The organism is Bacillus sp. 3G2, from assembly GCF_044324725.1.
Lineage (GTDB): Bacteria > Bacillota > Bacilli > Bacillales > Bacillaceae_G > Bacillus_A > Bacillus_A mobilis.
On sequence record NZ_CP172246.1, the window covers coordinates 333,446 to 355,400 of the forward strand.

Annotated in this window: 20 protein-coding genes and 1 riboswitch; of the genes, 16 read left to right on the forward strand and 4 right to left on the reverse strand. The window is 36.8% G+C overall.

What is annotated here, in order from left to right:
• Window positions 1-9 precede the first annotated feature (9 nt).
• The 6 genes from pcrA to ACHZK0_RS01825 all read left to right on the forward strand — a co-directional run bounded on the left by pcrA (window position 10) and on the right by ACHZK0_RS01825 (window position 8,403).
• Window positions 10-2,259 (forward strand): DNA helicase PcrA, encoded by a 2,250-nt coding sequence (gene pcrA / locus ACHZK0_RS01800; RefSeq protein ID WP_270342130.1) that lies wholly within the window; start codon window positions 10-12, stop codon window positions 2,257-2,259.
• A gap of 15 nt (window positions 2,260-2,274) precedes the next feature.
• The gene (ligA, locus tag ACHZK0_RS01805; RefSeq protein ID WP_395761090.1) at window positions 2,275-4,284 is read left to right on the forward strand and encodes an NAD-dependent DNA ligase LigA; all 2,010 of its coding nucleotides are present in this window, start codon (window positions 2,275-2,277) and stop codon (window positions 4,282-4,284) included.
• Window positions 4,285-4,300: 16 nt separating this feature from the next.
• Complete coding sequence (locus tag ACHZK0_RS01810; RefSeq protein ID WP_262741263.1) at window positions 4,301-5,494, forward strand: CamS family sex pheromone protein; 1,194 nt, start codon at window positions 4,301-4,303, stop codon at window positions 5,492-5,494.
• Between the two features lie 95 nt (window positions 5,495-5,589).
• On the forward strand, window positions 5,590-6,360 hold the full coding sequence (locus tag ACHZK0_RS01815; protein WP_262741264.1) for a TSUP family transporter: 771 nt from the start codon (window positions 5,590-5,592) through the stop codon (window positions 6,358-6,360).
• 152 nt (window positions 6,361-6,512) lie between these two features.
• Window positions 6,513-8,060, forward strand: a complete 1,548-nt coding sequence (pruA, locus tag ACHZK0_RS01820; RefSeq protein WP_000259556.1) for an L-glutamate gamma-semialdehyde dehydrogenase — start codon at window positions 6,513-6,515, stop codon at window positions 8,058-8,060.
• Between the two features lie 193 nt (window positions 8,061-8,253).
• On the forward strand, window positions 8,254-8,403 hold the full coding sequence (locus tag ACHZK0_RS01825) for a hypothetical protein (protein WP_395761091.1): 150 nt from the start codon (window positions 8,254-8,256) through the stop codon (window positions 8,401-8,403).
• Between the two features lie 231 nt (window positions 8,404-8,634).
• Here the strand turns inward: ACHZK0_RS01825 and ACHZK0_RS01830 are convergent, their stop codons facing one another.
• Entirely contained in the window at window positions 8,635-9,198 is a 564-nt protein-coding gene (locus ACHZK0_RS01830; RefSeq protein WP_270342135.1) for a cysteine hydrolase family protein, read from the reverse strand.
• Between the two features lie 241 nt (window positions 9,199-9,439).
• Window positions 9,440-9,545, forward strand: a riboswitch (SAM riboswitch).
• Window positions 9,546-9,668: 123 nt separating this feature from the next.
• Here ACHZK0_RS01830 and ACHZK0_RS01835 point away from each other — a divergent pair.
• Genes ACHZK0_RS01835 through ACHZK0_RS01845 form a run of 3 tightly spaced genes read left to right on the forward strand, consistent with a single transcriptional unit; the run spans window position 9,669 to window position 12,219 of the window.
• Window positions 9,669-10,688, forward strand: coding sequence for a methionine ABC transporter ATP-binding protein (locus ACHZK0_RS01835; protein ID WP_395761092.1), 1,020 nt, complete (start codon window positions 9,669-9,671; stop codon window positions 10,686-10,688).
• Window positions 10,678-11,343 carry a methionine ABC transporter permease gene (locus ACHZK0_RS01840; RefSeq protein WP_001261881.1) on the forward strand — a complete coding sequence of 222 codons (666 nt, stop codon included), beginning with the start codon at window positions 10,678-10,680 and terminating at the stop codon, window positions 11,341-11,343. The genes ACHZK0_RS01835 and ACHZK0_RS01840 overlap by 11 nt, the downstream gene beginning before the upstream one ends.
• 21 nt (window positions 11,344-11,364) lie before the next feature.
• Entirely contained in the window at window positions 11,365-12,219 is an 855-nt protein-coding gene (locus ACHZK0_RS01845; protein WP_262741266.1) for a MetQ/NlpA family ABC transporter substrate-binding protein, read from the forward strand.
• A 173-nt stretch (window positions 12,220-12,392) separates the two neighbouring features.
• Here ACHZK0_RS01845 and ACHZK0_RS01850 read toward each other — a convergent pair whose 3' ends face one another.
• The 3 genes from ACHZK0_RS01850 to ACHZK0_RS01860 all read right to left on the reverse strand — a co-directional run bounded on the left by ACHZK0_RS01850 (window position 12,393) and on the right by ACHZK0_RS01860 (window position 14,316).
• The gene (locus ACHZK0_RS01850) at window positions 12,393-12,584 is read right to left on the reverse strand and encodes a DUF3926 domain-containing protein (protein ID WP_061679431.1); all 192 of its coding nucleotides are present in this window, start codon (window positions 12,582-12,584) and stop codon (window positions 12,393-12,395) included.
• Entirely contained in the window at window positions 12,577-13,758 is a 1,182-nt protein-coding gene (locus tag ACHZK0_RS01855; RefSeq protein ID WP_262741267.1) for an ArsA family ATPase, read from the reverse strand. Before ACHZK0_RS01855 ends, ACHZK0_RS01850 begins: the two co-directional genes overlap by 8 nt.
• Window positions 13,759-13,833: 75 nt before the next feature.
• The gene (locus tag ACHZK0_RS01860; protein ID WP_262741268.1) at window positions 13,834-14,316 is read right to left on the reverse strand and encodes a MarR family winged helix-turn-helix transcriptional regulator; all 483 of its coding nucleotides are present in this window, start codon (window positions 14,314-14,316) and stop codon (window positions 13,834-13,836) included.
• 231 nt (window positions 14,317-14,547) lie between these two features.
• On the opposite strand from ACHZK0_RS01860, the gene ACHZK0_RS01865 reads away from it, so the two are divergent.
• The 7 genes from ACHZK0_RS01865 to gabT all read left to right on the forward strand — a co-directional run bounded on the left by ACHZK0_RS01865 (window position 14,548) and on the right by gabT (window position 21,911).
• A complete protein-coding gene (locus ACHZK0_RS01865) occupies window positions 14,548-14,784 on the forward strand; it encodes a YiaA/YiaB family inner membrane protein (RefSeq protein WP_001254393.1) in 237 nt (78 codons plus the stop codon).
• Window positions 14,785-14,925: 141 nt separating this feature from the next.
• On the forward strand, window positions 14,926-15,216 hold the full coding sequence (gene gatC / locus ACHZK0_RS01870; protein WP_000086999.1) for an Asp-tRNA(Asn)/Glu-tRNA(Gln) amidotransferase subunit GatC: 291 nt from the start codon (window positions 14,926-14,928) through the stop codon (window positions 15,214-15,216).
• Window positions 15,217-15,231: 15 nt separating this feature from the next.
• Window positions 15,232-16,689 carry an Asp-tRNA(Asn)/Glu-tRNA(Gln) amidotransferase subunit GatA gene (gene gatA, locus ACHZK0_RS01875; RefSeq protein ID WP_262741269.1) on the forward strand — a complete coding sequence of 486 codons (1,458 nt, stop codon included), beginning with the start codon at window positions 15,232-15,234 and terminating at the stop codon, window positions 16,687-16,689.
• Between the two features lie 14 nt (window positions 16,690-16,703).
• On the forward strand, window positions 16,704-18,131 hold the full coding sequence (gatB, locus tag ACHZK0_RS01880) for an Asp-tRNA(Asn)/Glu-tRNA(Gln) amidotransferase subunit GatB (protein WP_046958896.1): 1,428 nt from the start codon (window positions 16,704-16,706) through the stop codon (window positions 18,129-18,131).
• 471 nt (window positions 18,132-18,602) lie between these two features.
• A complete protein-coding gene (locus ACHZK0_RS01885) occupies window positions 18,603-19,508 on the forward strand; it encodes a diacylglycerol kinase (protein WP_061679429.1) in 906 nt (301 codons plus the stop codon).
• Between the two features lie 137 nt (window positions 19,509-19,645).
• The gene (locus ACHZK0_RS01890; RefSeq protein WP_395761093.1) at window positions 19,646-20,392 is read left to right on the forward strand and encodes an HAD family hydrolase; all 747 of its coding nucleotides are present in this window, start codon (window positions 19,646-19,648) and stop codon (window positions 20,390-20,392) included.
• 154 nt (window positions 20,393-20,546) lie between these two features.
• Window positions 20,547-21,911: a 4-aminobutyrate--2-oxoglutarate transaminase gene (gene gabT / locus ACHZK0_RS01895; protein WP_170956891.1), complete on the forward strand. Its 1,365-nt coding sequence runs from the start codon at window positions 20,547-20,549 to the stop codon at window positions 21,909-21,911.
• Window positions 21,912-21,955: the final 44 nt, after the last annotated feature.

Consider the following 21,955-nt stretch of genomic DNA (forward strand, 5'->3'; position numbering starts at 1 on the left):
CAGGCATATATGAGTAAGACAGACAGATTATTGAATGGTTTAAATCCGCAGCAACAAAAAGCAGTACAAACAACGAACGGACCACTTCTATTAATGGCAGGTGCAGGTAGTGGTAAAACACGTGTGTTAACACATCGTATTGCGTATTTACTTGGTGAAAAAGGTGTAGCACCATGGAATGTACTAGCTATTACCTTTACAAATAAAGCTGCTCGTGAAATGCGTGAGCGTATTGATACACTTGTCGGACCAGAAGCAGAAGATATTTGGATTTCTACGTTCCACTCTATGTGTGTACGTATTTTACGACGTGATATCGATCGTATTGGTATTAATCGTAACTTTACAATCTTAGATTCAGGCGATCAGTTAACGGTTGTGAAGAAAATCATGAAAGAACGTAATATTGATCCGAAGAAATTTGAGCCACGCTCTATTTTAGCGGGTATTAGTAATGCGAAAAATGAATTATTATCTGCAGATAAATATGCAAAGAAAATTACAATAGCTGATCCATATGAAAAATTAACGAGCGATGTATATACAGAATATCAAAAACGTCTTCTGAAAAATAACTCATTAGACTTTGATGATTTAATTATGACAACGATTCATTTATTTGAACGTGTTCCAGAAGTACTAGAGTTTTATCAGCGCAAGTTCCAATATATTCACGTGGATGAGTATCAAGATACGAACAAAGCGCAGTACCTTCTTGTGAAACATTTAGCAGCACGTTTTAAAAATTTATGCGTCGTAGGTGACTCAGATCAGTCTATTTACCGCTGGCGCGGGGCTGACATTTCTAACATTTTGTCATTTGAAAAAGACTATGAGAATGCGCAAGTTATTCTGTTAGAACAAAACTATCGTTCGTCACAAAATATTTTAAATGCAGCGAATGCTGTTATTGAAAAAAATACGAATCGCAAACCGAAGAAATTATGGACAGATAATCAAGTCGGAAGCAAAATCTCGTATTATCGTGCTGCAACGGAAAAAGACGAAGCATACTTTGTTGCCAAAAAAATTCGTGACGATATTCAAATGGGGAAACGAAAATATACTGATTTTGCAGTATTATATCGTACAAATGCGCAGTCTCGTATGGTCGAGGAGATTTTCCTGAAATCTAATATTCCTTACAAAATTGTCGGCGGTACGAAGTTCTACGATCGTAAAGAGATTAAGGACATTTTGGCGTATTTACGTTTAATTGGGAATCCAGATGATGAGATTAGTTTCGCACGTATTATAAACATGCCAAAGCGCGGAATTGGTGCGACTTCTATTGATAAAATTATTAATTACGGCGTACAAAATGGAATTTCATTAACAGCTGTATTCGATGAGATTGAGCATGTTGGAGTAAGTGCAAAAATTACAAAGGCAGTAAAAGAATTCGCAGGTTTATTACACAACTGGGTAAATATGCAAGAGTATTTATCTGTTACAGAATTGGTAGAAGAAGTTATTGAAAAAACAGGCTATCGTGATATGTTGAAAAACGAGCGTACTTTAGAAGCGGAAGGTCGTTTAGAGAACTTAGATGAGTTTTTATCTGTTACGCAAACATTTGAATCTCAAAGCGAAGATAAGAGCCTCGTTGCATTCTTAACAGACTTAGCGCTTGTTGCTGATATTGATCGTGTCGATGAAGATCCAACTGCTGGTGAGGAAGTTATTTTAATGACGATGCACTCAGCGAAAGGGTTAGAGTTCCCAGTTGTCTTTATTGTTGGGTTAGAGGAAGGAATATTCCCGCATACTCGTTCTCTAATGGAAGAAGATGAAATGCAAGAAGAGCGTCGCCTTGCTTATGTAGGTATTACGCGTGCAGAAGAAGAATTATATTTATCCAATGCACAAATGCGTACTTTATTTGGTCGAACAAGTATGAACGCTGCCTCTCGATTTATTACAGAAATCCCGGCAGAGCTAGTAGAATCGTTAAATGAAACAGCGCCGAAGCGTGAAACTTCGTTTGGTGCAAAAGGCAGAACGGCTAGTAGCAGCAGAACGACAATGACAACTACAACACGCCCTCGTTCAGCTTTCGCGAGTCCTGCAGCTAAGACGACAGGTGGCGAGCAAATCGGCTGGGCAGTAGGAGATAAAGCTTCCCACCAAAAATGGGGAGTCGGTACAGTTGTCAGTGTAAAAGGTGAAGGTGATGCAAAAGAATTAGATATTGCGTTCCCAAGCCCAATTGGTGTTAAACGTTTGTTAGCAAAATTTGCACCTGTGACGAAACAATAGGAAAGGAATGAGGATATGTCAAAAGAGATAGCAAAACAACGTATAGAAGAACTGCGTGATTTGTTAAATACATTTAACTATCAGTATCACGTATTAGACAATCCTTCTGTTTCTGATGCGGAGTATGACCGTAATATGCAGGAGCTTATAAAATTAGAAGCAGAGAATCCAGAGTTTATGAGTGAGGACTCTCCCTCCATTCGCGTTGGGGGAACTGTTCTTGATATATTTGAAAAAGTAACACATAAATCACCGATGTTAAGTTTAGGAAATGCATTTAACGAAGGAGATTTACGTGATTTCGACAGGCGAGTACGCCAAGGAATTGATGATGCGAATGTAAGATATATATGCGAATTAAAAATTGACGGACTTGCTGTTTCACTTCATTATGAAAAAGGACGCTTCATTCAAGGAGCAACACGTGGTGATGGTATAACAGGTGAAGATATTACCCAAAATTTAAAAACGATTAAAGCGATCCCGCTCCGTTTAAATGAAGAAGTAACATTAGAAGCACGAGGCGAAGCTTATATGCCGAAGCGTTCATTCGTTAAGTTAAATGAAGAGAAAGAACAAAATGGTGAAGATGTATTTGCGAATCCGCGTAATGCGGCAGCAGGTTCAATACGCCAATTGGATCCAAAAATTGCAGCGAAGCGTAACTTATCTATGTTTGTGTACGGTCTTGCGAATGTAGAAGAAAAAACAATTCCATCACATAGTGAATCGCTTGATTTCTTAGGTGAACTTGGATTCAAAACAAATCCAAATCGACGCACATGTGAAACAATTGAAGAAGTTATCGCTTATGTAGAAGAATGGCAAGAAAAACGTCCGCATCTTGATTATGAGATTGATGGAATCGTTATAAAAGTAGATGATGTTTCTCTTCAAGAAAGTTTAGGAACTACAGCAAAGAGTCCAAGATGGGCAATTGCTTATAAATTTCCGGCTGAAGAAGTTGTAACAAGATTAACCGGCATTGAATTAAGTGTTGGTCGCACAGGGGTTGTAACACCGACTGCAGAGCTAGAGCCAGTGCGAGTGGCTGGTACTATCGTTCGTCGTGCTTCTTTACATAACGAAGATTTAATCCGTGAAAAAGACATTCGAATTGGTGACTACGTTGTTGTGAAGAAGGCTGGAGATATTATTCCTGAAGTTGTGAACGTTATTTTTGATAAGCGTACTGGTGAGGAAGAAGAATATCATATGCCAACGCATTGCCCAGCATGTGAGAGTGAACTAGTTCGTTTAGAAGAAGAGGTAGCACTTCGTTGTATAAATCCAACTTGTCCGGCTCAAATTCGTGAAGGGTTAATCCATTTCGTTTCAAGAAATGCAATGAATATTGATGGACTTGGAGAACGTGTCATTACACAACTCTTTGATGCGGATTATATTCGTACATTTGCTGATTTATATTCGTTGACGAAAGAGCAATTATTACAGTTAGAACGATTCGGTGAAAAATCAGCAATGAATTTAGTACAAGCAATTGAGAATTCTAAAGAAAACTCATTAGAGCGATTATTATTTGGTCTTGGTATTCGCCACGTTGGAGCGAAAGCAGCACGTACATTTGCAGAGCATTTCGAAACGATGGATGCGCTTGTGACAGCAACGGAAGAAGAACTAAAAGCAATTAATGAGATTGGTGAAAAAATGGCTCAATCCGTCGTGACGTATTTTGATAATGAAGACGTATTAGAGTTATTACAACAATTTAAAGAGTATGGCGTGAATATGGCATACAAAGGTATAAAAATTGCTGATTTGCAAAATGTTGAGTCGTACTTCGCAGGAAAAACTGTCGTTTTAACGGGTAAATTAGAAGTTATGGGACGTAGTGAAGCGAAGAAGAAGATTGAGGCATTAGGTGGGAAAGTAACAGGAAGTGTTAGTAAAAGTACGGATTTAGTTGTTGCAGGTGAAGCAGCGGGTTCGAAATTAGCACAAGCGGAGAAGCATAATGTTGAGGTTTGGAATGAAGAGAGGTTCTTACAAGAGCTAAATAAGTAAGAGGTGCAAACTTACCATGAAAAAAATAGCATTAGCGGTATTAAGCCTTGGTCTACTTGTAAGTGGATGTAGTGCAGGTGCCGATAAAGATGAAAAAGTGGTTGAGAAATCGGGGAAAGCAAAAGAACAAGCAATCGTTCCGAAGTACGCTATTTCGGATGAATATTATAAGACGACTATTCCATTTGACGCAGGAGCTGCACGTGGTTTAGTTGTACAAGGAGTAAGTAATCGTCTTGATATAGATGAATTTGAAACAGGATTAATGCGTATTGCAAAAGAATCCTTTAGTACGAAAGATCATTTCTTTAAAGGTGGAAGTGCTCTAGATACTCAAAATTTGCAGATGCTTGTTAAAAGAAAGCGTACAGATGCACAGCAAAAAGAATTAGAAGATACATTAAAAAAAGATGCCGTTAAATTTCCAAACATTGGGCTAAACCCAGCGTTAGGTGGAGGATCTGAATCATTAGAGGCAAAAAATAAAAAAAATCCAATATATATTTCAAATATTTTAGAGCATGATTATTATGTGAAAAAAGGCGAAACAGATGAACTCCAAGGCATTGTAGTTGGTTTAGCAATGAATTCGGTTCATTATTACGAGGAAGAGCATGGTTATCCGCGTGAAGCTAAAATCGAGCAAGAAAAAATGTTAGCTGAAGGGAAAAAAATGGCGCAAGAAGTCTTGAAATTTATGCATGAAAAAAAACCTGACACAAAAAATGTTCCGATAACGTTTGCGATTTATCGTCAGGCTCCAAAGTCTTCGCTCGTACCAGGTAACTTTGTCTCTTATACGAATGTAGAAAAAGGTAGTGAAAAGGTTGAGGATTGGAAACAAATTAATGAGAAGTATTATTTGTTCCCATCTGAACAAGCGAAAACAGATAATAAACGTGAAGATCTTGCGAGAGTATCGAACTTTAAAGCGAAACTAAGCGATTATTTCCAAGGCGACTATACAGCTGTTATCGGTACTGGTATGTATAGAGACGATGAATTAAGGGAAATAAAGCTGGATATTCCGGTCCAGTTTAATGGGAAAGCAGAAATAATTGGCTTTACACAATATGTAGCTGGGCTTGTTACAGAATACTTCCCGAATTATATGAAAGTACAAGTAACGATTAAATCTGTAGAACGCCCAGAAGCGATTATTATACGTGAAGCGAAGCAAGATGAACCATTTGTGAAAATTTTAGATTAAATAGGAGGGCCGTTCCTTTATGGAACGGCTTTTTTTCTCGAATAATTTTGTTATAATTTAAAATGTTATAAATAATAGGGGTAAGGGGTAAGCACATGGAAGAATTAAGTTTTCAAGTCATTATTTTATTAATTGCATTCGGCTTTTTAGCAGCTTTTATTGATTCAGTTGTTGGCGGTGGAGGATTAATTTCGCTTCCTGCACTTATGTTTGTTGGTTTACCACCAGCTTCGGCAATTGCAACAAATAAATTAGCGGCAACGATGGGGACGTTTACGAGTGCAATTTATTTTATTCGATCAGGAAAGGTCGATTTTAAAATTGTAGGAAAGTTAATCCCGTTAACTATTATAGGGGCGGTCTCAGGTGCTTTAGTAGTAAAGTTTATTCCGCCGGATATTTTACGTCCGTTAGTGCTTGTGATGTTGGTGTTTATTGCTATTTATATTATTGCAAAAAAGGATTGGGGAAGTGTATCTACCTATAAGAAGATGACGAAAGGAAAAACATTAATATTTTTCTTTGTTATTTTAATGATAGGGTTTTACGATGGATTTTTTGGGCCAGGGACAGGATCCTTTTTAATTTTTGCATTTTTATTAATTGGTTTGGATTTTATTCAAGCGGCAGCATCTGGAAAACTTTTGAACTTTGTTAGTAATATCGTATCTTTAATTACTTTTTTATTTTTGGACGTAATTCATTTTGAATACGGTATTATTATGGGATTGTCGATGATTTTTGGCGCTTATTTTGGATCGAAGTTTGCAGTTCAAAAAGGTGTTGGATATGTAAGAACTTTATTTTTATTAGTAACTATTTTATTAATTGGAAAAAATGTTTTGGAATATACTCATATTTTGTAGAGTTATACGTATGTATAACTCTATTTTTTTATTATATTTTAAAAATTAATTAATTTTTAAAATATAAGTCTAGGAATATTTGAATAAATCTAAATTATCGTGTAGAATAATGTTGTAAAATGTAAACGTTTTTCTAAGGGGAGGCTAAAAGGATGGTAGTAGCATACAAACATGAGCCATTTACAGATTTTTCAGTGGAGGCTAACAAATTAGCGTTTGAAGAAGGTTTAAAGAAAGTAGAATCTTATCTTGGACAAGACTATCCATTAATTATTGGGGGAGAAAAAATCACTACAGAAGACAAAATTGTTTCTGTAAACCCTGCAAATAAAGAGGAACTTGTTGGTCGCGTTTCAAAAGCAAGCCGTGAGTTAGCTGAAAAAGCAATGCAAGTAGCGGATGAAACATTCCAAACTTGGAGAAAATCAAAGCCAGAAATGCGTGCAGACATTTTATTCCGCGCTGCAGCAATCGTTCGTCGCAGAAAACATGAATTCTCTGCTATTCTTGTAAAAGAAGCAGGTAAACCATGGAATGAGGCAGATGCTGATACAGCAGAAGCAATCGACTTTATGGAATATTATGGTCGTCAAATGTTAAAATTAAAAGACGGTATTCCAGTAGAAAGCCGTCCAATTGAATATAATCGTTTCTCTTACATTCCATTAGGAGTAGGTGTTATCATTTCTCCTTGGAACTTCCCATTCGCAATTATGGCAGGTATGACAACAGCTGCTTTAGTTTCTGGTAACACAGTATTACTAAAACCAGCTAGTACAACTCCTGTAGTAGCAGCGAAATTCATGGAAGTATTAGAAGAAGCTGGCTTACCAGCTGGCGTAGTAAACTTCGTTCCAGGTAATGGTTCTGAAGTTGGTGACTACTTAGTAGATCACCCTCGTACACGTTTCGTGAGCTTTACTGGATCTCGTGATGTAGGTATCCGTATTTATGAGCGTGCAGCGAAAGTAAACCCAGGCCAAATTTGGTTAAAACGCGTTATCGCTGAAATGGGTGGTAAAGATACAATCGTTGTTGATAAAGAAGCAGATCTTGAATTAGCAGCTAAATCTATCGTTGCATCAGCATTCGGATTCTCAGGACAAAAATGTTCTGCATGTTCTCGTGCAGTAATCCATGAAGATGTATACGATCACGTATTAAATCGTGCTGTTGAATTAACGAAAGAATTAACAGTTGCTAACCCAGCTGTATTAGGTACAAACATGGGTCCTGTTAATGACCAAGCTGCATTCGATAAAGTAATGAGCTATGTTGCAATTGGTAAAGAAGAAGGTAGAATCTTAGCAGGTGGCGAAGGAGACGATTCTAAAGGCTGGTTCATCCAACCAACAATCGTTGCTGACGTTGCAGAAGATGCTCGCTTAATGAAAGAAGAAATCTTCGGACCAGTAGTAGCATTCTGTAAAGCAAAAGACTTTGATCATGCACTAGCAATTGCAAACAATACAGAATACGGTTTAACAGGTGCTGTTGTTACTAATAACCGTGACCATATTGAAAAAGCACGTGAAGAATTCCATGTGGGTAACTTATACTTTAACCGTGGATGTACTGGTGCAATCGTAGGTTACCAACCATTCGGTGGCTTTAACATGTCTGGTACAGACTCTAAAGCTGGTGGCCCTGACTACTTAGCACTTCACATGCAAGCAAAAACTACTTCTGAAACTTTATAAGAAATAGTAGGAGAGATCTTCGCAGTCTGCGAAGATCTCTTTTTTTTTTTTTTTTTGAAAAAATTTCTATATTTGGATCAAGATAGATATGAGTAGAAAAACTAATAAAGTAATAAGGTTTACTTCAGCAAATAAGATATATTATATTTGTTGAATAGATTCTCTTTAAGGATAAGAAAAGTAGGTGAACAAAGTGGGAAAATATCAATTGGATTACAAGAGTCAGGTAGCTGTGGCAAAGTTTCATGAAAAAAAGACGCCTGCCAAATTTGATAAAAAGCAGCAAATTGAAAATTTGCGTGCGGAGTATTTAAAAAAGAAGCAAAAACAAACAGATAAATAATATGTTTGTTTTGGATAGGAGAAACTAGTTCTAAGCACCATATATTACCATTCGATATTTAGAACTAGCAAAACCCTATTAATATCGGGATAAACATGTAAATAGAAACAAAACAACGAGAAAAGTTGATTTATTAGTCATATTTTTTAGTATTCATTTTAAGGATTTCCTGTATAATACAATTTGAAAGAAAATCTATGGTTTGACAAGAAACACTCTTTTCGGTTTTGCTCACTGAAGGGAGTGTTTTTTTGTAGCAAAAAACTCCTCTGTACTCATTACAGTTGCATATACTCCATTTAAACTAGCCAAAATTGTGTTATGAATATAAACGGCTGGTATCGTAGCATTCTTAAAAGAAAGATCTTTTGTCGCACAAGCATCATGTATAACGGTACATTTAAAGCCGAAATCAAAAGCAGCCCTTACGGTAGCATCGATACACATATGAGTCATCATCCCGCATATGACGACGTGCTTAATAGCTAAACGTTGTAATTGTTCTAGAAGATCAGTTTCCCGAAAACTATTTGGATAATGTTTGAGTATAACAGTTTCTTCTCTAAGTGGACGTACGCTTTCATGAATATGTACACCTTCTGTATTGGGTAGGAAAAAAGTAGCGTCATCTTTTATTGCTACATGTTGGATATGAAAAATAGGTTCGTTTTTCGTTCTAAAGAGTTGTAGTAGCTGACTAGCATAGTCACTTGCTTCTATTGGATTACGTAATTCCATCTTTCCATGTGGAAAATAATCATTTTGAATATCAACGAGTAAAAGAGCTGTTTTCATATATTTATCTTCCTCCGATTTCATATTCAAATAATGGTATTCAATTTATAGAGAGGATTCTCCTTTTAAAAAATATGAAGGAGAAGAATTTTACATAACTTTAAAAACCAATATTATATTGCGATTTTTTATTTGAAAATTTTAATAAAGAAATAATTAATATTTTTCTAAAAAATGTATTGACTCTTATTATTCTGAGTTCTATAATGAGAATTAATTAAACGACAATTAAATCGATACATTCTTATCCAGAGAGGTGGAGGGACTGGCCCTACGATACCTCAGCAACGGGTTTTTTAATACCGTGCTAACTCCAGCAAGCCTTATAAAGGCTTGGAAGATGAGAAGATGTGACCGAGTACATACAAGTGCTCTCCTTCTTATCTTTATGTTTGATAAGAGGGAGAGCACTTTTTATTTTACCTCGAAAGCTCTACTTCAAGTTTTTACAGCATATAGGAGGGAAGAAAATGATTTCTTTTAAGAACGTAAGTAAAGTATATGAATCAGGTGGGCAATCTGTTCATGCGGTGGAAGATGTAACATTATCAGTTGAGAAGGGCGAAATTTTTGGCATTATCGGTTTTAGTGGCGCTGGAAAGAGTACGTTGTTACGCTTAGTAAATATGTTAGAGAGACCGACGGCAGGAACGATTTCAATAGATGATAAAGATATTACATTACTATCGACGAAAGAATTACGGAAGCTAAGACAAAGAATCGGGATGATTTTTCAAAGTTTTAATTTATTTAATTCAAGAACAGTGTTTGGAAATATTGCGTACCCATTAAAGTTAGCGAAAGTACCAAAGAATGAGATAAAAGAAAGAGTAAATGAACTGCTGAAGTTTGTAGGATTAGAAGATAAAGCAAACTATTATCCAGAGCAACTATCAGGCGGACAAAAGCAGCGTGTTGGTATTGCAAGAGCACTTGCAACATCACCGGATATCCTTATATGTGATGAGGCAACATCAGCTTTAGATCCAGAAACGACGACAGAGATATTAAACTTATTAAAGAAAGTAAATCGAGAGTACAATGTAACGATTCTACTCATTACACATGAAATGCATGTTGTGAAGGAGATTTGTCATCGTGTAGCTGTAATGGAGAAGGGGAGAGTTATTGAAGAAGGAAAACTGTTTGACGTTTTCACACAACCGAAAACAAAGACGACTCAAAACTTTGTACGTTCTATTATCAATGATCATTTACCAGAAAGTGTTCTAGCGAAAATTCAAAATGGAGGACAGATTTATCGCTTAACATTTACTGGTGAGGAGACAGGGCGACCAGTACTATCATATATCGCAAAAAATTATAACGTCGATGTAAACGTGCTTTACGGAAATATTATTGAACTTCAAAATGTGCTATTTGGAAATTTACTTGTAGAACTGCAAGGTGAGCAAAAAGAAATTCAAAAAGCATTACAACATCTAAGACTGCAAGTGCAGCTGAAGGAGGTAGAGGCTCATGCGAGTTGATTGGAGTATATTTTGGCCACGCATAGTAGATGCGACGGGGGATACCCTCTTAATGGTAATCGTAACCCTTATATTCGCTACAATCCTTGGTATACCTCTAGGTTTACTGTTGTATGTAACGAGAAAAGGAAACTTTTTAGAAAATAAATGGGTCTTTTCTATTCTTAATATCATTATTAATACAATTCGTCCGGTTCCATTCATTATCTTCTTAGTAGCTTTAAGTCCACTAACAAGAAGCGTTATTGGAACGACGATTGGAACAGCAGCAGCGATTTTCCCAATGACGTTAGTTGCATCAATCGGTATTGCGAGAATGGTTGAAACAAATCTTGTTTCAGTTCCAAAGGGGGTCATTGAAGCAGCGCAAGCAATGGGTGCTTCACCAATTAGAATTGTTTTTGAAATTCTTGTCCCAGAAGCGTTAGCGCCATTGATCTTAGGGGTTACATTTATGACAGTTGGTTTAATTGAATTTTCTGCAGTTGCTGGGCTTGTCGGTGGTGGCGGCCTTGGTGACTTAGCGATGACATATGGTTATCAACGTTTTGATACATCAGTTATGTTCGTAACGGTCGTTTTACTTATTATTCTCGTACAGGTAGCTCAAAACTTAGGAAACTACTTTGCGAAAGTCTTTTTACGCAGATCATAAACAGGAAGAGGGGAAAAGAAAATGAAGAAAATTTTAGCATTTGCATTATCAGCGATTGTAGGAATTTCAGCGTTAAGCGGCTGCTCAAGTGGGGACACGGGAGCAGGAGCGAAAGAGAAAACAGTTCGCGTAGGTGTAACCGGAACAGATGGAGACGCTTGGGAAATTTTAAAGAAAAAAGCTGCAAAAGAAGGAATTAAAATTAAACTGGTTGAGTTCTCTGATTACACAACGCCAAATAAAGCGTTAGCTGATGGAGATATTGAACTAAACTCATTCCAGCATATTGCTTTCCTAGAGCAATTTAAGAAGGAGCATAAGCTAGATATTACAGCTGTCGGTACAACGCAAATTGCGCCAATGGGCTTATACTCTGAAAAACATAAGAAAGCAAGTGAAATTCCAGATGGTTCAGAAATTGCGATTCCAAATGATCCAACGAATCAAGCGCGCGCATTAAAACTTCTTGATGCAGCCGGATTAGTAAAGCTTAAGAAAGACTTTGGCCTATTCGGAGATCCAAGTGGCATTGCTGAAAATCCGAAGAAGTTAAAAATTACACCAGTTATCGCACAGCAAACACCTCGTGTATTAAAAGATGTAGCAGCTTCAGTTATTAATAACGGTGTTGCTGGTCAAGCTGGATTAGATCCAGCGAAGGATCCGATTTTCTTAGAAGATCCAAAGAATGAAAATGCGAAGCCATATATTAATATTTTTGCAGCTCGTACGAAAGATAAAGATGATCCAACACTGAAAAAAGTAATTGAACTCTATCATTCAAAAGAAGTAACAGATGCAATTAAGAAAGAAACAAATGATGGTTCCATTTCAGTAGATCTTTCACTTGAGGAGCTTGAAAAAATCGTAAAATAATTATTGGGTTTAACGATTAACAGTAGGAACCCCTCCGCTGTTAGCTCGTTCAACATATAATCTACTTAACAAACAAAACCCTAATTCTGTACCTTCCAATTTTGTATAACGTAGAATCCAATGTTTGTTAAGTAGAGTGATGGACCAGGAGTTTTCCTGGTCTTTTTTTGTAGTTATTCAATTATGATACTTTTTAAATTATCTTCGTGATCCTCTCGTTCTTTCGGATAAGCAGCTAGCTCCTCTTGTAAAATGTTTAGCATTTGCTTAGCTGATTGCTGGATTGGTGCAGGTAACTCTTCTAATATATTCATACCGACTTTTATTTTTGCATGAATTACCTTTCTTAGTAATTCCTCACGCATGCACTACACCTCCAAATCGAATGTTTAGTACATCATCTTCGAATTTTGCCCCTTGAATAGAAAGGTGTGTTAACGTTTTGGGTAATGTGATGTTTCGTTTAACAGAACCAGCACGAATGATAAGCTCGTCACCTTTTTGATTTAATGCAAGTTCACTTTTGTTAGAGAAGGGAATAGACAGAACGAAAATATACTCATCGCCATCTTTTTTTACATATTGAGTGCGACCGTTAAATTTCACTTTCGTGGGAGAAGAATCTGATTTAAATAAAGCATCTCCTACACGCTCTAACATAGACAAACCAACAACTTCTTGTTCAAACATAGGAGCTTCGTAAATAGGAAGTGGATCAAAACTATTTTGAATTAATGTTTTATATTTCTTTTGCGTATCTTTCCAAGCTTGAAAATAAGGATCGGTGACAGTGTTAGGGATGACGCGGTTAATCATAATCGCATCTACGTTATAATCGTATAAATTTAAATACGTGAAGCTGCGCTGAGCCTCTTTAATGACCATTTTTTCGGGATTTACAACGATGCGGATACTTGTGACGTCTCGGTTTGATAAAATATCTCTCATTTCTCCAAGCTGTTCAAGTGTATTTGTTAATTCGTCCATAATATCATCGGTTGGAAGGGGGACACCAAGAAGTGGTTGAGCTACAGGGCGAACAACTTTTAAAATTTTTCTTTTAATAGGAAAGAGTTTTTCCATCCACCAGCCAAGCATGTCTGGAAAGCTGAGCATTGCTAATGTTTCTCCTGTTGGAGCACAATCAATGATAATAACATCATATGTGTTTTGTTTATAATAATCGAGTACGCGGAGTAAGCTAATTAAATCTTCCATACCAGGAAACATCGTTAACTCTTCTGTTGTAATATCATCAGCTGCTTTGGAAGTGAAGAGTAGTGTAATATATTTCTGTAATTTTCCCCAGCCTTTTTCCATCTCATAAATCGTATTAATTTCTTGTGCCCACAAATTTTCACGAATTTCTAGTGGCTCAGAAGATAACTTTATACCAAATGAGTCTCCTAAACTATGGGCTGGGTCTGTGCTCATTACTAATGTTTTTAATCCTTGTTTTGCGCTTTGAAGTGCTGTTGCTGCTGAAATGCTAGTTTTTCCTACGCCGCCTTTACCTGTATACAAAATAATTCTCATCATTCTATCCCCTTTATTTCGAGTGTCGGATATTACGAGTTACGAAATATTTTTTTGAATAAAAACCCTAGTAGGGTTTTATTCAATCGGAATGTTTTTCATTTTAGGTGTAGAAACCTTTTCTTCTGTTTTTTGCTGTGACGTAGCAATGTGGTTCATAATCTTTTGGAAGATTTGTAGTAAGAATGCTTTTTCTTCTTCTGATAATGCTTCTGTCACTAGGCTAAAGTAATGGGCTGCATTTTGTTTTACTTCTTGAACGAGCATTACGCCGTTTTCTGTTAAACGAATTAATACAATGCGTCGGTCATTTTCATCACGATACCTTTCGATATATCCCTTTTTTACAAGGCGATTTACAACACCCGTCGTTGTACTCATTGGTATATCAAGAAGGTCAGTGATTTTTGTCATTGTAATATCTGTATTTCGCTCCATCCAAAGTAAACAAAATATTTCTGTTTTAGAAAGTGTTAAATCTAGGCTTACCCATTCCTCAGGATAGAAAAGTTTCTTGGCGTTATCTAGCAGTAAGTCTAAAAAATGTTCGTATTGCAACAATTAATTCCACTCCCGTATATTTCGAGGTTCGTAATATTTATTTTTATTTTATGTAGAATAGAAATAAATGTCAATAATTTTAACTGTTTTTTCAGATTAGACAGAAAACTAACTTTAAAATAGTATTGTTTTATGGTAGATTTATAAATATAAAACTAGAATTTACATAAAAATCCATCATGGTAAATATACTTATCTATAATGGATGTACAGCTAACGAGGGGGAGAACGATGAGAAGACGTAATACGCAAGCGTTCACGTTTTTAGCATGGACTTCATTTGTTTGCGCGCTTTCAGGTATGCTAATTGGAATTTATACGTTAGATGAAACGCTTAGTGTAAAAGGATATTATTTAATTGGAACATTATTTTTAACGATGTCTTGTTTTGTATTACAAAAAACAATTCGTGATAATGAAGAAGATAACGAGAGATTTCCGAAAAATAAACCGTTAGATAAAGAGTAAATCGTAAAGAAAGGCATTCGCCTTTCTTTTTTTATGTAAAAATGCAGTAAGTGCCGTGTGTTGACTTGCTTGAAGTACTGAAAATTTGGTATCATCAATAGTATTGTAGATTGAACGATATATTATGGAGGTGGCCTAGCCGTGTCAAGAATTTCCGTTGAGAATGTAAAGCACGTAGCACATTTAGCACGTCTTGCAATTACTGATCAAGAAGCTGAAAAATTTCAAAAACAACTAGATGCAATTGTTACATTTGCAGAACAGTTAAATGAATTAGATACAACAGATGTAAAACCAACAACTCATGTATTAACTATGAAAAATGTTATGCGTGAAGATGTACCAGAAAAAGGTTTACCAGTCGAAGAAGTATTAAAAAATGCACCGGATCACAAAGATAATCAAATCCGTGTTCCAGCAGTATTAGAATAGAGGAGGGGAATTTCGATGTCATTATTTGATCATTCCGTATCAGAGTTACATAAGAAGTTAAACAACAAAGAAATTTCCGTTACGGATTTAGTAGAAGAATCTTACAAACGTATTGCGGATGTTGAAGATAACGTAAAAGCTTTTCTTACATTAGATGAAGAAAACGCACGCGTGAAAGCGAAAGAATTAGACGCGAAAATTGGTGCTGAAGATAATGGTTTATTATTCGGTATGCCAATTGGTGTGAAAGATAACATTGTAACTAACGGTCTTCGTACTACTTGTGCGAGCAAAATGTTAGCAAACTTTGATCCAATTTATGATGCAACAGTTGTGCAAAAGCTAAAAGCTGCTGACACAGTTACAATCGGTAAATTAAATATGGACGAGTTTGCAATGGGTTCTTCAAATGAAAACTCAGGTTTCTACGCTACGAAAAATCCATGGAACTTAGATTACGTTCCAGGCGGATCTAGTGGTGGTTCTGCAGCAGCTGTAGCGGCAGGAGAAGTATTATTCTCTCTAGGTTCTGATACGGGTGGTTCTATCCGTCAGCCAGCTGCATATTGCGGCGTTGTAGGTTTAAAACCAACTTACGGACGTGTATCTCGTTACGGATTAGTTGCATTCGCATCTTCACTTGACCAAATCGGACCGATTACACGTACAGTAGAAGATAATGCATACTTATTACAAGCTATTTCAGGTATTGACCGTATGGATGCAACTTCTGCAAACGTTGAAGTAGGAAACTACTTAGCTGGTTTAACAGGCGACGTTAAAGGTTTACGTATTGCTGTACCGAAAGAATACTTGGGAGAAGGTGTTGGCGAAGAAGCTCGTGAGTCAGTACTAGCTGCTTTAAAAGTATTAGAAGGTATGGGCGCAACTTGGGAGGAAGTATCTCTTCCACACTCTAAATACGCTCTAGCAACGTATTACTTATTATCTTCTTCTGAAGCATCTGCTAACCTTTCACGCTTTGATGGCGTACGTTACGGTGTTCGTTCTGATAATGTAAATAATTTATTAGACCTTTACAAAAACACACGTAGCGAAGGTTTCGGTGATGAAGTAAAACGCCGTATTATGCTTGGTACATTTGCACTTAGCTCTGGTTACTATGATGCATACTACAAGAAAGCACAACAAGTACGTACATTAATTAAAAACGACTTTGAAAATGTATTTGCTAACTACGATGTTATTATTGGACCAACAACGCCAACTCCGGCATTTAAAGTGGGCGAAAAAGTTGATGATCCAATGACAATGTATGCAAACGACATTTTAACAATCCCAGTAAACTTAGCGGGTGTTCCAGCGATTTCTGTTCCATGTGGATTTGGTGCTAACAACATGCCACTTGGTCTACAAATCATTGGTAAACACTTCGATGAAGCGACAATTTACCGCGTTGCACATGCGTTTGAGCAAGCAACAGACTATCATACAAAAAAAGCAAGTCTGTAAGGAGGCGAGCATAGATGAATTTAGAAACAATTATTGGTTTAGAGGTTCACGTTGAGTTAAAAACAAATTCGAAAATTTTCTCTGCGAGTCCAACAGAATTCGGAGCGGAGCCAAATACACAAACAAGTGTAATTGACTTAGGATACCCAGGGGTACTTCCTACTTTAAATAAAGAAGCAGTTAACTTTGCAATGAAAGCTGCAATGGCATTAAACTGTGAAATCGCAACGGAAACGAAGTTTGACCGTAAAAACTATTTCTACCCAGATAATCCGAAAGCTTACCAAATTTCTCAATTCGATAAGCCAATCGGTGAAAATGGTTGGATTGAAATCGAAGTAGACGGTAAAAAGAAACGTATCGGTATTACACGTCTTCATTTAGAAGAAGATGCTGGTAAATCAACGCATACAGCTGATGGTTCATTAGTAGACTACAACCGTCAAGGTATGCCTTTAATCGAGATCGTATCTGAGCCAGATATGCGTACGCCAGAAGAAGCATATGCATACTTAGAGAAGTTAAAATCAATCATTCAATACACTGGCGTATCTGATTGTAAGATGGAAGAAGGTTCCTTGCGTTGTGATGCGAACATTTCCCTTCGTCCTGTTGGACAAGAGAAGTTCGGTACAAAAGCGGAACTGAAAAACTTAAACTCATTCACTTACGTACAAAAAGGTCTTGAGCACGAGCAAGTGCGCCAAGAGAAAGAATTGTTATCTGGTGGTATCATCCAACAAGAAACACGTCGTTATGATGAAGCAACGAAGAAAACAATCTTAATGCGTGTGAAAGAGGGATCTGACGATTACCGTTACTTCCCAGAGCCAGACTTAGTTGAACTTTACATCGATGATGAGTGGAAAGAAGAAATTCGTGCTTCGATTCCAGAACTTCCAGATGCACGTAAAGCTCGCTACGTTGCAGAAATTGGCTTACCGGCTTATGATGCACACGTATTAACATTAACGAAAGAGATGTCTGATTTCTTTGAAGCAACTGTTGCAGATGGTGCTGATGCGAAATTAACATCAAATTGGTTAATGGGTGAAGTGCTTGCATACTTAAACAAGCAACAAAAAGAATTAAAAGACGTTGCATTAACGCCTGCTGGTTTATCTAAAATGGTTCAATTAATTGAAAAAGGTACAATTTCTTCTAAAATCGCGAAGAAAGTATTTAACGAATTAATTGAAAAAGGTGGAGACCCAGAAGAAATCGTTAAAGCGAAAGGTCTTGTTCAAATTTCTGACGAGGGTACACTTCGTAAAGTTGTAACAGAAATTCTTGATAACAATGAACAATCTATCGAAGACTTTAAAAACGGTAAAGACCGTGCAATTGGCTTCTTAGTTGGTCAAATTATGAAGGCTACAAAAGGACAAGCAAATCCACCGCTTGTTAACAAAATCTTACTTGAAGAGATTAATAAGCGATAATAGTAACAACTTTTAAAGATTAAGCAGAAAAACACCCGTACATGGGTGTTTTTCTAGGTTAATCAAACGTTTGTTTAAATGAGAGAAGATCGTTTAAACAAACGTTTGATTAACTGTCAAAAGTGGAAAAATGTTTGTATAGCAACTATGGTATGATAGTTGCAAAAAGGTGGGAATAATGATAAATCTAGACATAGAGGTTTTTTTTCATCTCATGAAATAATAGATAATTATTATTCGTTATATGTAAATTGTTGTGAGGAAATAGATGGACATAAATTTTTTGTCAAATAAAACAAAACCATTGAAATGAATATTTACTTTTGATGGACTACACGAATCGGGTTCTTACTGCCTGTTTGAGCGGGATAAAAGAAGGATAGGAAGATGAGAGGAGGTAGGCATGGGAATACTGAATAGAGGTTCGGTATGTTCTTTTTTGAAACATAAAGAAATTTCCTGTGCTAATAAATGATGAAGCGAGCAAGAATTATTTATAATCCTACTTCTGGGCGCGAGCTATTTAAGAAGAGCTTACCGGAAGTATTACAAAAATTAGAACAAGCTGGATATGAAGCGTCTTGTCATGCGACAACTGGTCCTGGAGATGCGACTGTGGCAGCGAGGCAAGCTGCGGATCGTAAATTTGATGTTGTTATCGCAGCTGGTGGTGATGGTACATTAAATGAAGTGGTGAACGGTTTAGTCGGACATGAACATCGTCCGAAGTTTGGAATTATTCCAGTTGGAACGACAAATGATTTTGCGCGTGCGATCGGTGTACCTCGTGCAATTGAAGAGGCTGCGGATATTATTTGTGAAGGAAAAACAGTTCCGTTAGATCTTGGTAGAGCGAATGATACATATTTCATTAATATCGCTGGTGGCGGCCGTATAACAGAATTAACATATGAAGTACCGAGTAAGCTAAAGACAGTATTAGGCCAACTTGCTTACTATTTAAAAGGAATCGAAATGTTACCATCATTACATCCAACATATGTTGAAATTGAGTATGATGGAAAGATGCTACAGGAAGAAATTACGATGTTTTTAATTACGAATACTCGTTCAGTTGGTGGCTTTGAAAAGGTAGCACCATATGCATCAATTAACGATGGATTATTTGATTTATTAGTACTGAAAAAAGGTTCTATTGCTGACTTAATTAAAGCAGCAACACAAGCGCAGCGTGGTGAACATATTAACAATCCAAAAGTGCTATACACACAAGCAAATCGAATTAAAGTGCATTCACCAGATAAATTAATGATTAACTTAGATGGTGAATACGGTGGAGATGCACCGATGGAATTCGAAAATATATACCATTGTCTGGAACTATTTGTTCCTGAACATCAAGAGGATGCCCTGTAAAGGCATCCTTTTTATTATATAGAGGAATTGTAAATTGGAAGTTAGTTTGATTTTTATGGTATTTTTACAATTCGTTTATTTTATATCCATACTTTATTGATACACTGGAGGAGATAAGAAACGAGAGGTAGGGTGCTATGGAGAAGGTAAAAGCAATACTATTTGATAAAGATGGGACATTAATGGATTTTCATTCAATTTGGATAAAAGTAGCTGAAGAACTTGTGGCGGAATGTATAAATTTATATCAACTTCCAAAGTCAATGCAGCAGGATTTATTAAAAGAGATCGGTGTGGAGGGGGCACTTGTGAACCCTCATAGCGCAATAGCGTCAGGAACAAGCCTTGATGTTGCAAAAGGGCTTTGTAAGTATATTACGTCATCTAAGGAAGAAGAGATGCATGAGTGGGTAAGTGAAAAATTATTTTCCCTTATGTACGAGCACCGTTCCTATATGAGAATGACGGCGGATTTACCAAGAATTTTACAAAGCTTAAAGGATAGAGGATTTATTTTAGGCGTTGTTACAGCTGATGATTTCGCACCGACGGAATTATTTTTAAAACAGTATCAATTAGAGTCTTATTTTGATTATGTTGTAGCTTCAGATACGTTTCCGGCACAAAAACCAGATAAAAGAATTGTAGAATCGTTTTGTGAAATGTTTCATTTAGAGGCGTGTGAAGTAGCAGTCGTTGGAGATACTCCAACTGATTTACATTTAGCGAAAAATGGCGGCGATTGCTATGCAATTGGAGTACTATCTGGTACAGGAGATCGTCAAACTTTAGAACCACTTGCGGATTTAGTAGTACAATCTGTTGGGGATTTTATTTCTCATTCAGGCGAGTTTATTTGGGAACAAGGAAAGTCTAATGTGTAAGAAAAATAAGTCTATAGGGACTCTTAATGAGTCTCTATGGACTTATTTTTTATGCTGAAATAGAAGGCATGTAGGATGAATGCTGGAAAAGAATGTTGGCATAAATTTTGCAATGAAAAGAGAAAACAATGTAAAGAAAAGGATGGGGTACTTAATGAATACAAAAAAATTTGCTAAAGTAAATGAACAAATTCCTGGACCAAAAGCAGCGTCTTTATTAGAACGCCGCCAAAATATAGTACCAAAAGGAGTAAGTAACGGCATCCCAACGTTTGTACAATCTGCAAATGGTTCTCTTGTAACAGATGTTGATGGCAATCAGTACATTGATTTCGCAGGAGCAATCGGAACAATAAACGTAGGGCATTGTCATCCAGCTGTTAAAGAGGCGCTCCATAAACAAGTAGATCAATACATTCATACTGGATTTAATGTCATGATGTATGAGCCATATATTGAATTAGCAGAAAAACTTGCAGCATTAGCACCGGGAAGTTTTGATAAGCAAGTACTATTTTTAAATAGTGGTGCAGAAGCAGTTGAGAACGCTGTAAAAATCGCTCGTAAATATACAAAAAGACCTGGTATTATCGCGTTTTCTAAAGGATTCCACGGGCGTACATTAATGACAATGACGATGACAAGTAAAGTAAAACCATATAAATTTGGATTTGGCCCATTTGCGCCTGAAGTCTATAAAGCGCCATTCCCGTACGAATATCGCCGCCCAGAAGGATTAACGGAAGAGCAGTATGATGACTTTATGATTGAAGAGTTTAAGAATTTCTTCATATCAGAAGTAGCACCAGAAACCATTGCAGCCGTTGTAATGGAACCTGTTCAAGGGGAAGGCGGATTTATCGTTCCAAGTAAGAAGTTTGTGCAAGAAGTGCGCAATATTTGTTCAGAACACGGCATCCTATTTGTAGCGGATGAAATTCAAACAGGATTTAGTCGTACAGGAAAATATTTTGCCATTGATCATTATGATGTCGTTCCAGATTTAATTACGGTATCTAAATCATTAGGCGCTGGTGTACCAATTAGTGGCGTTATTGGGCGCAAGGAAATTATGAATGAGTCTGCGCCGGGAGAGCTTGGTGGAACGTACGCAGGAAGCCCGCTAGGATGTGCAGCAGCATTGGCAGTACTTGATGTAATAGAGAAAGAGAATTTAAATGATAGAGCGATAGAATTGGGAAAAGTCGTAATGAACCGATTCGAAGAGATGAAAAATAAATATAATTGCATTGGTGATGTGCGTGGTTTAGGGGCAATGTGTGCATTCGAGCTCGTTCAAGATCGTAAGACGAAAGCACCTGATAAAACGTTAACAGCTAACTTGTGTGCAGAAGCAAACAAACGTGGATTACTTCTACTATCAGCAGGGACATACGGTAATGTTATTCGTGTGTTAATGCCATTAGTGATTACAGATGAGCAACTTGAAGAAGGATTAACAATTATTGAAGAATCATTGCAAGTCTGTTATGAGAAAGCAAATACTGCGCATGTTTAAGAGCTAAATAATAAATCGCAAACATTCTAGCTGACTCTATGTAA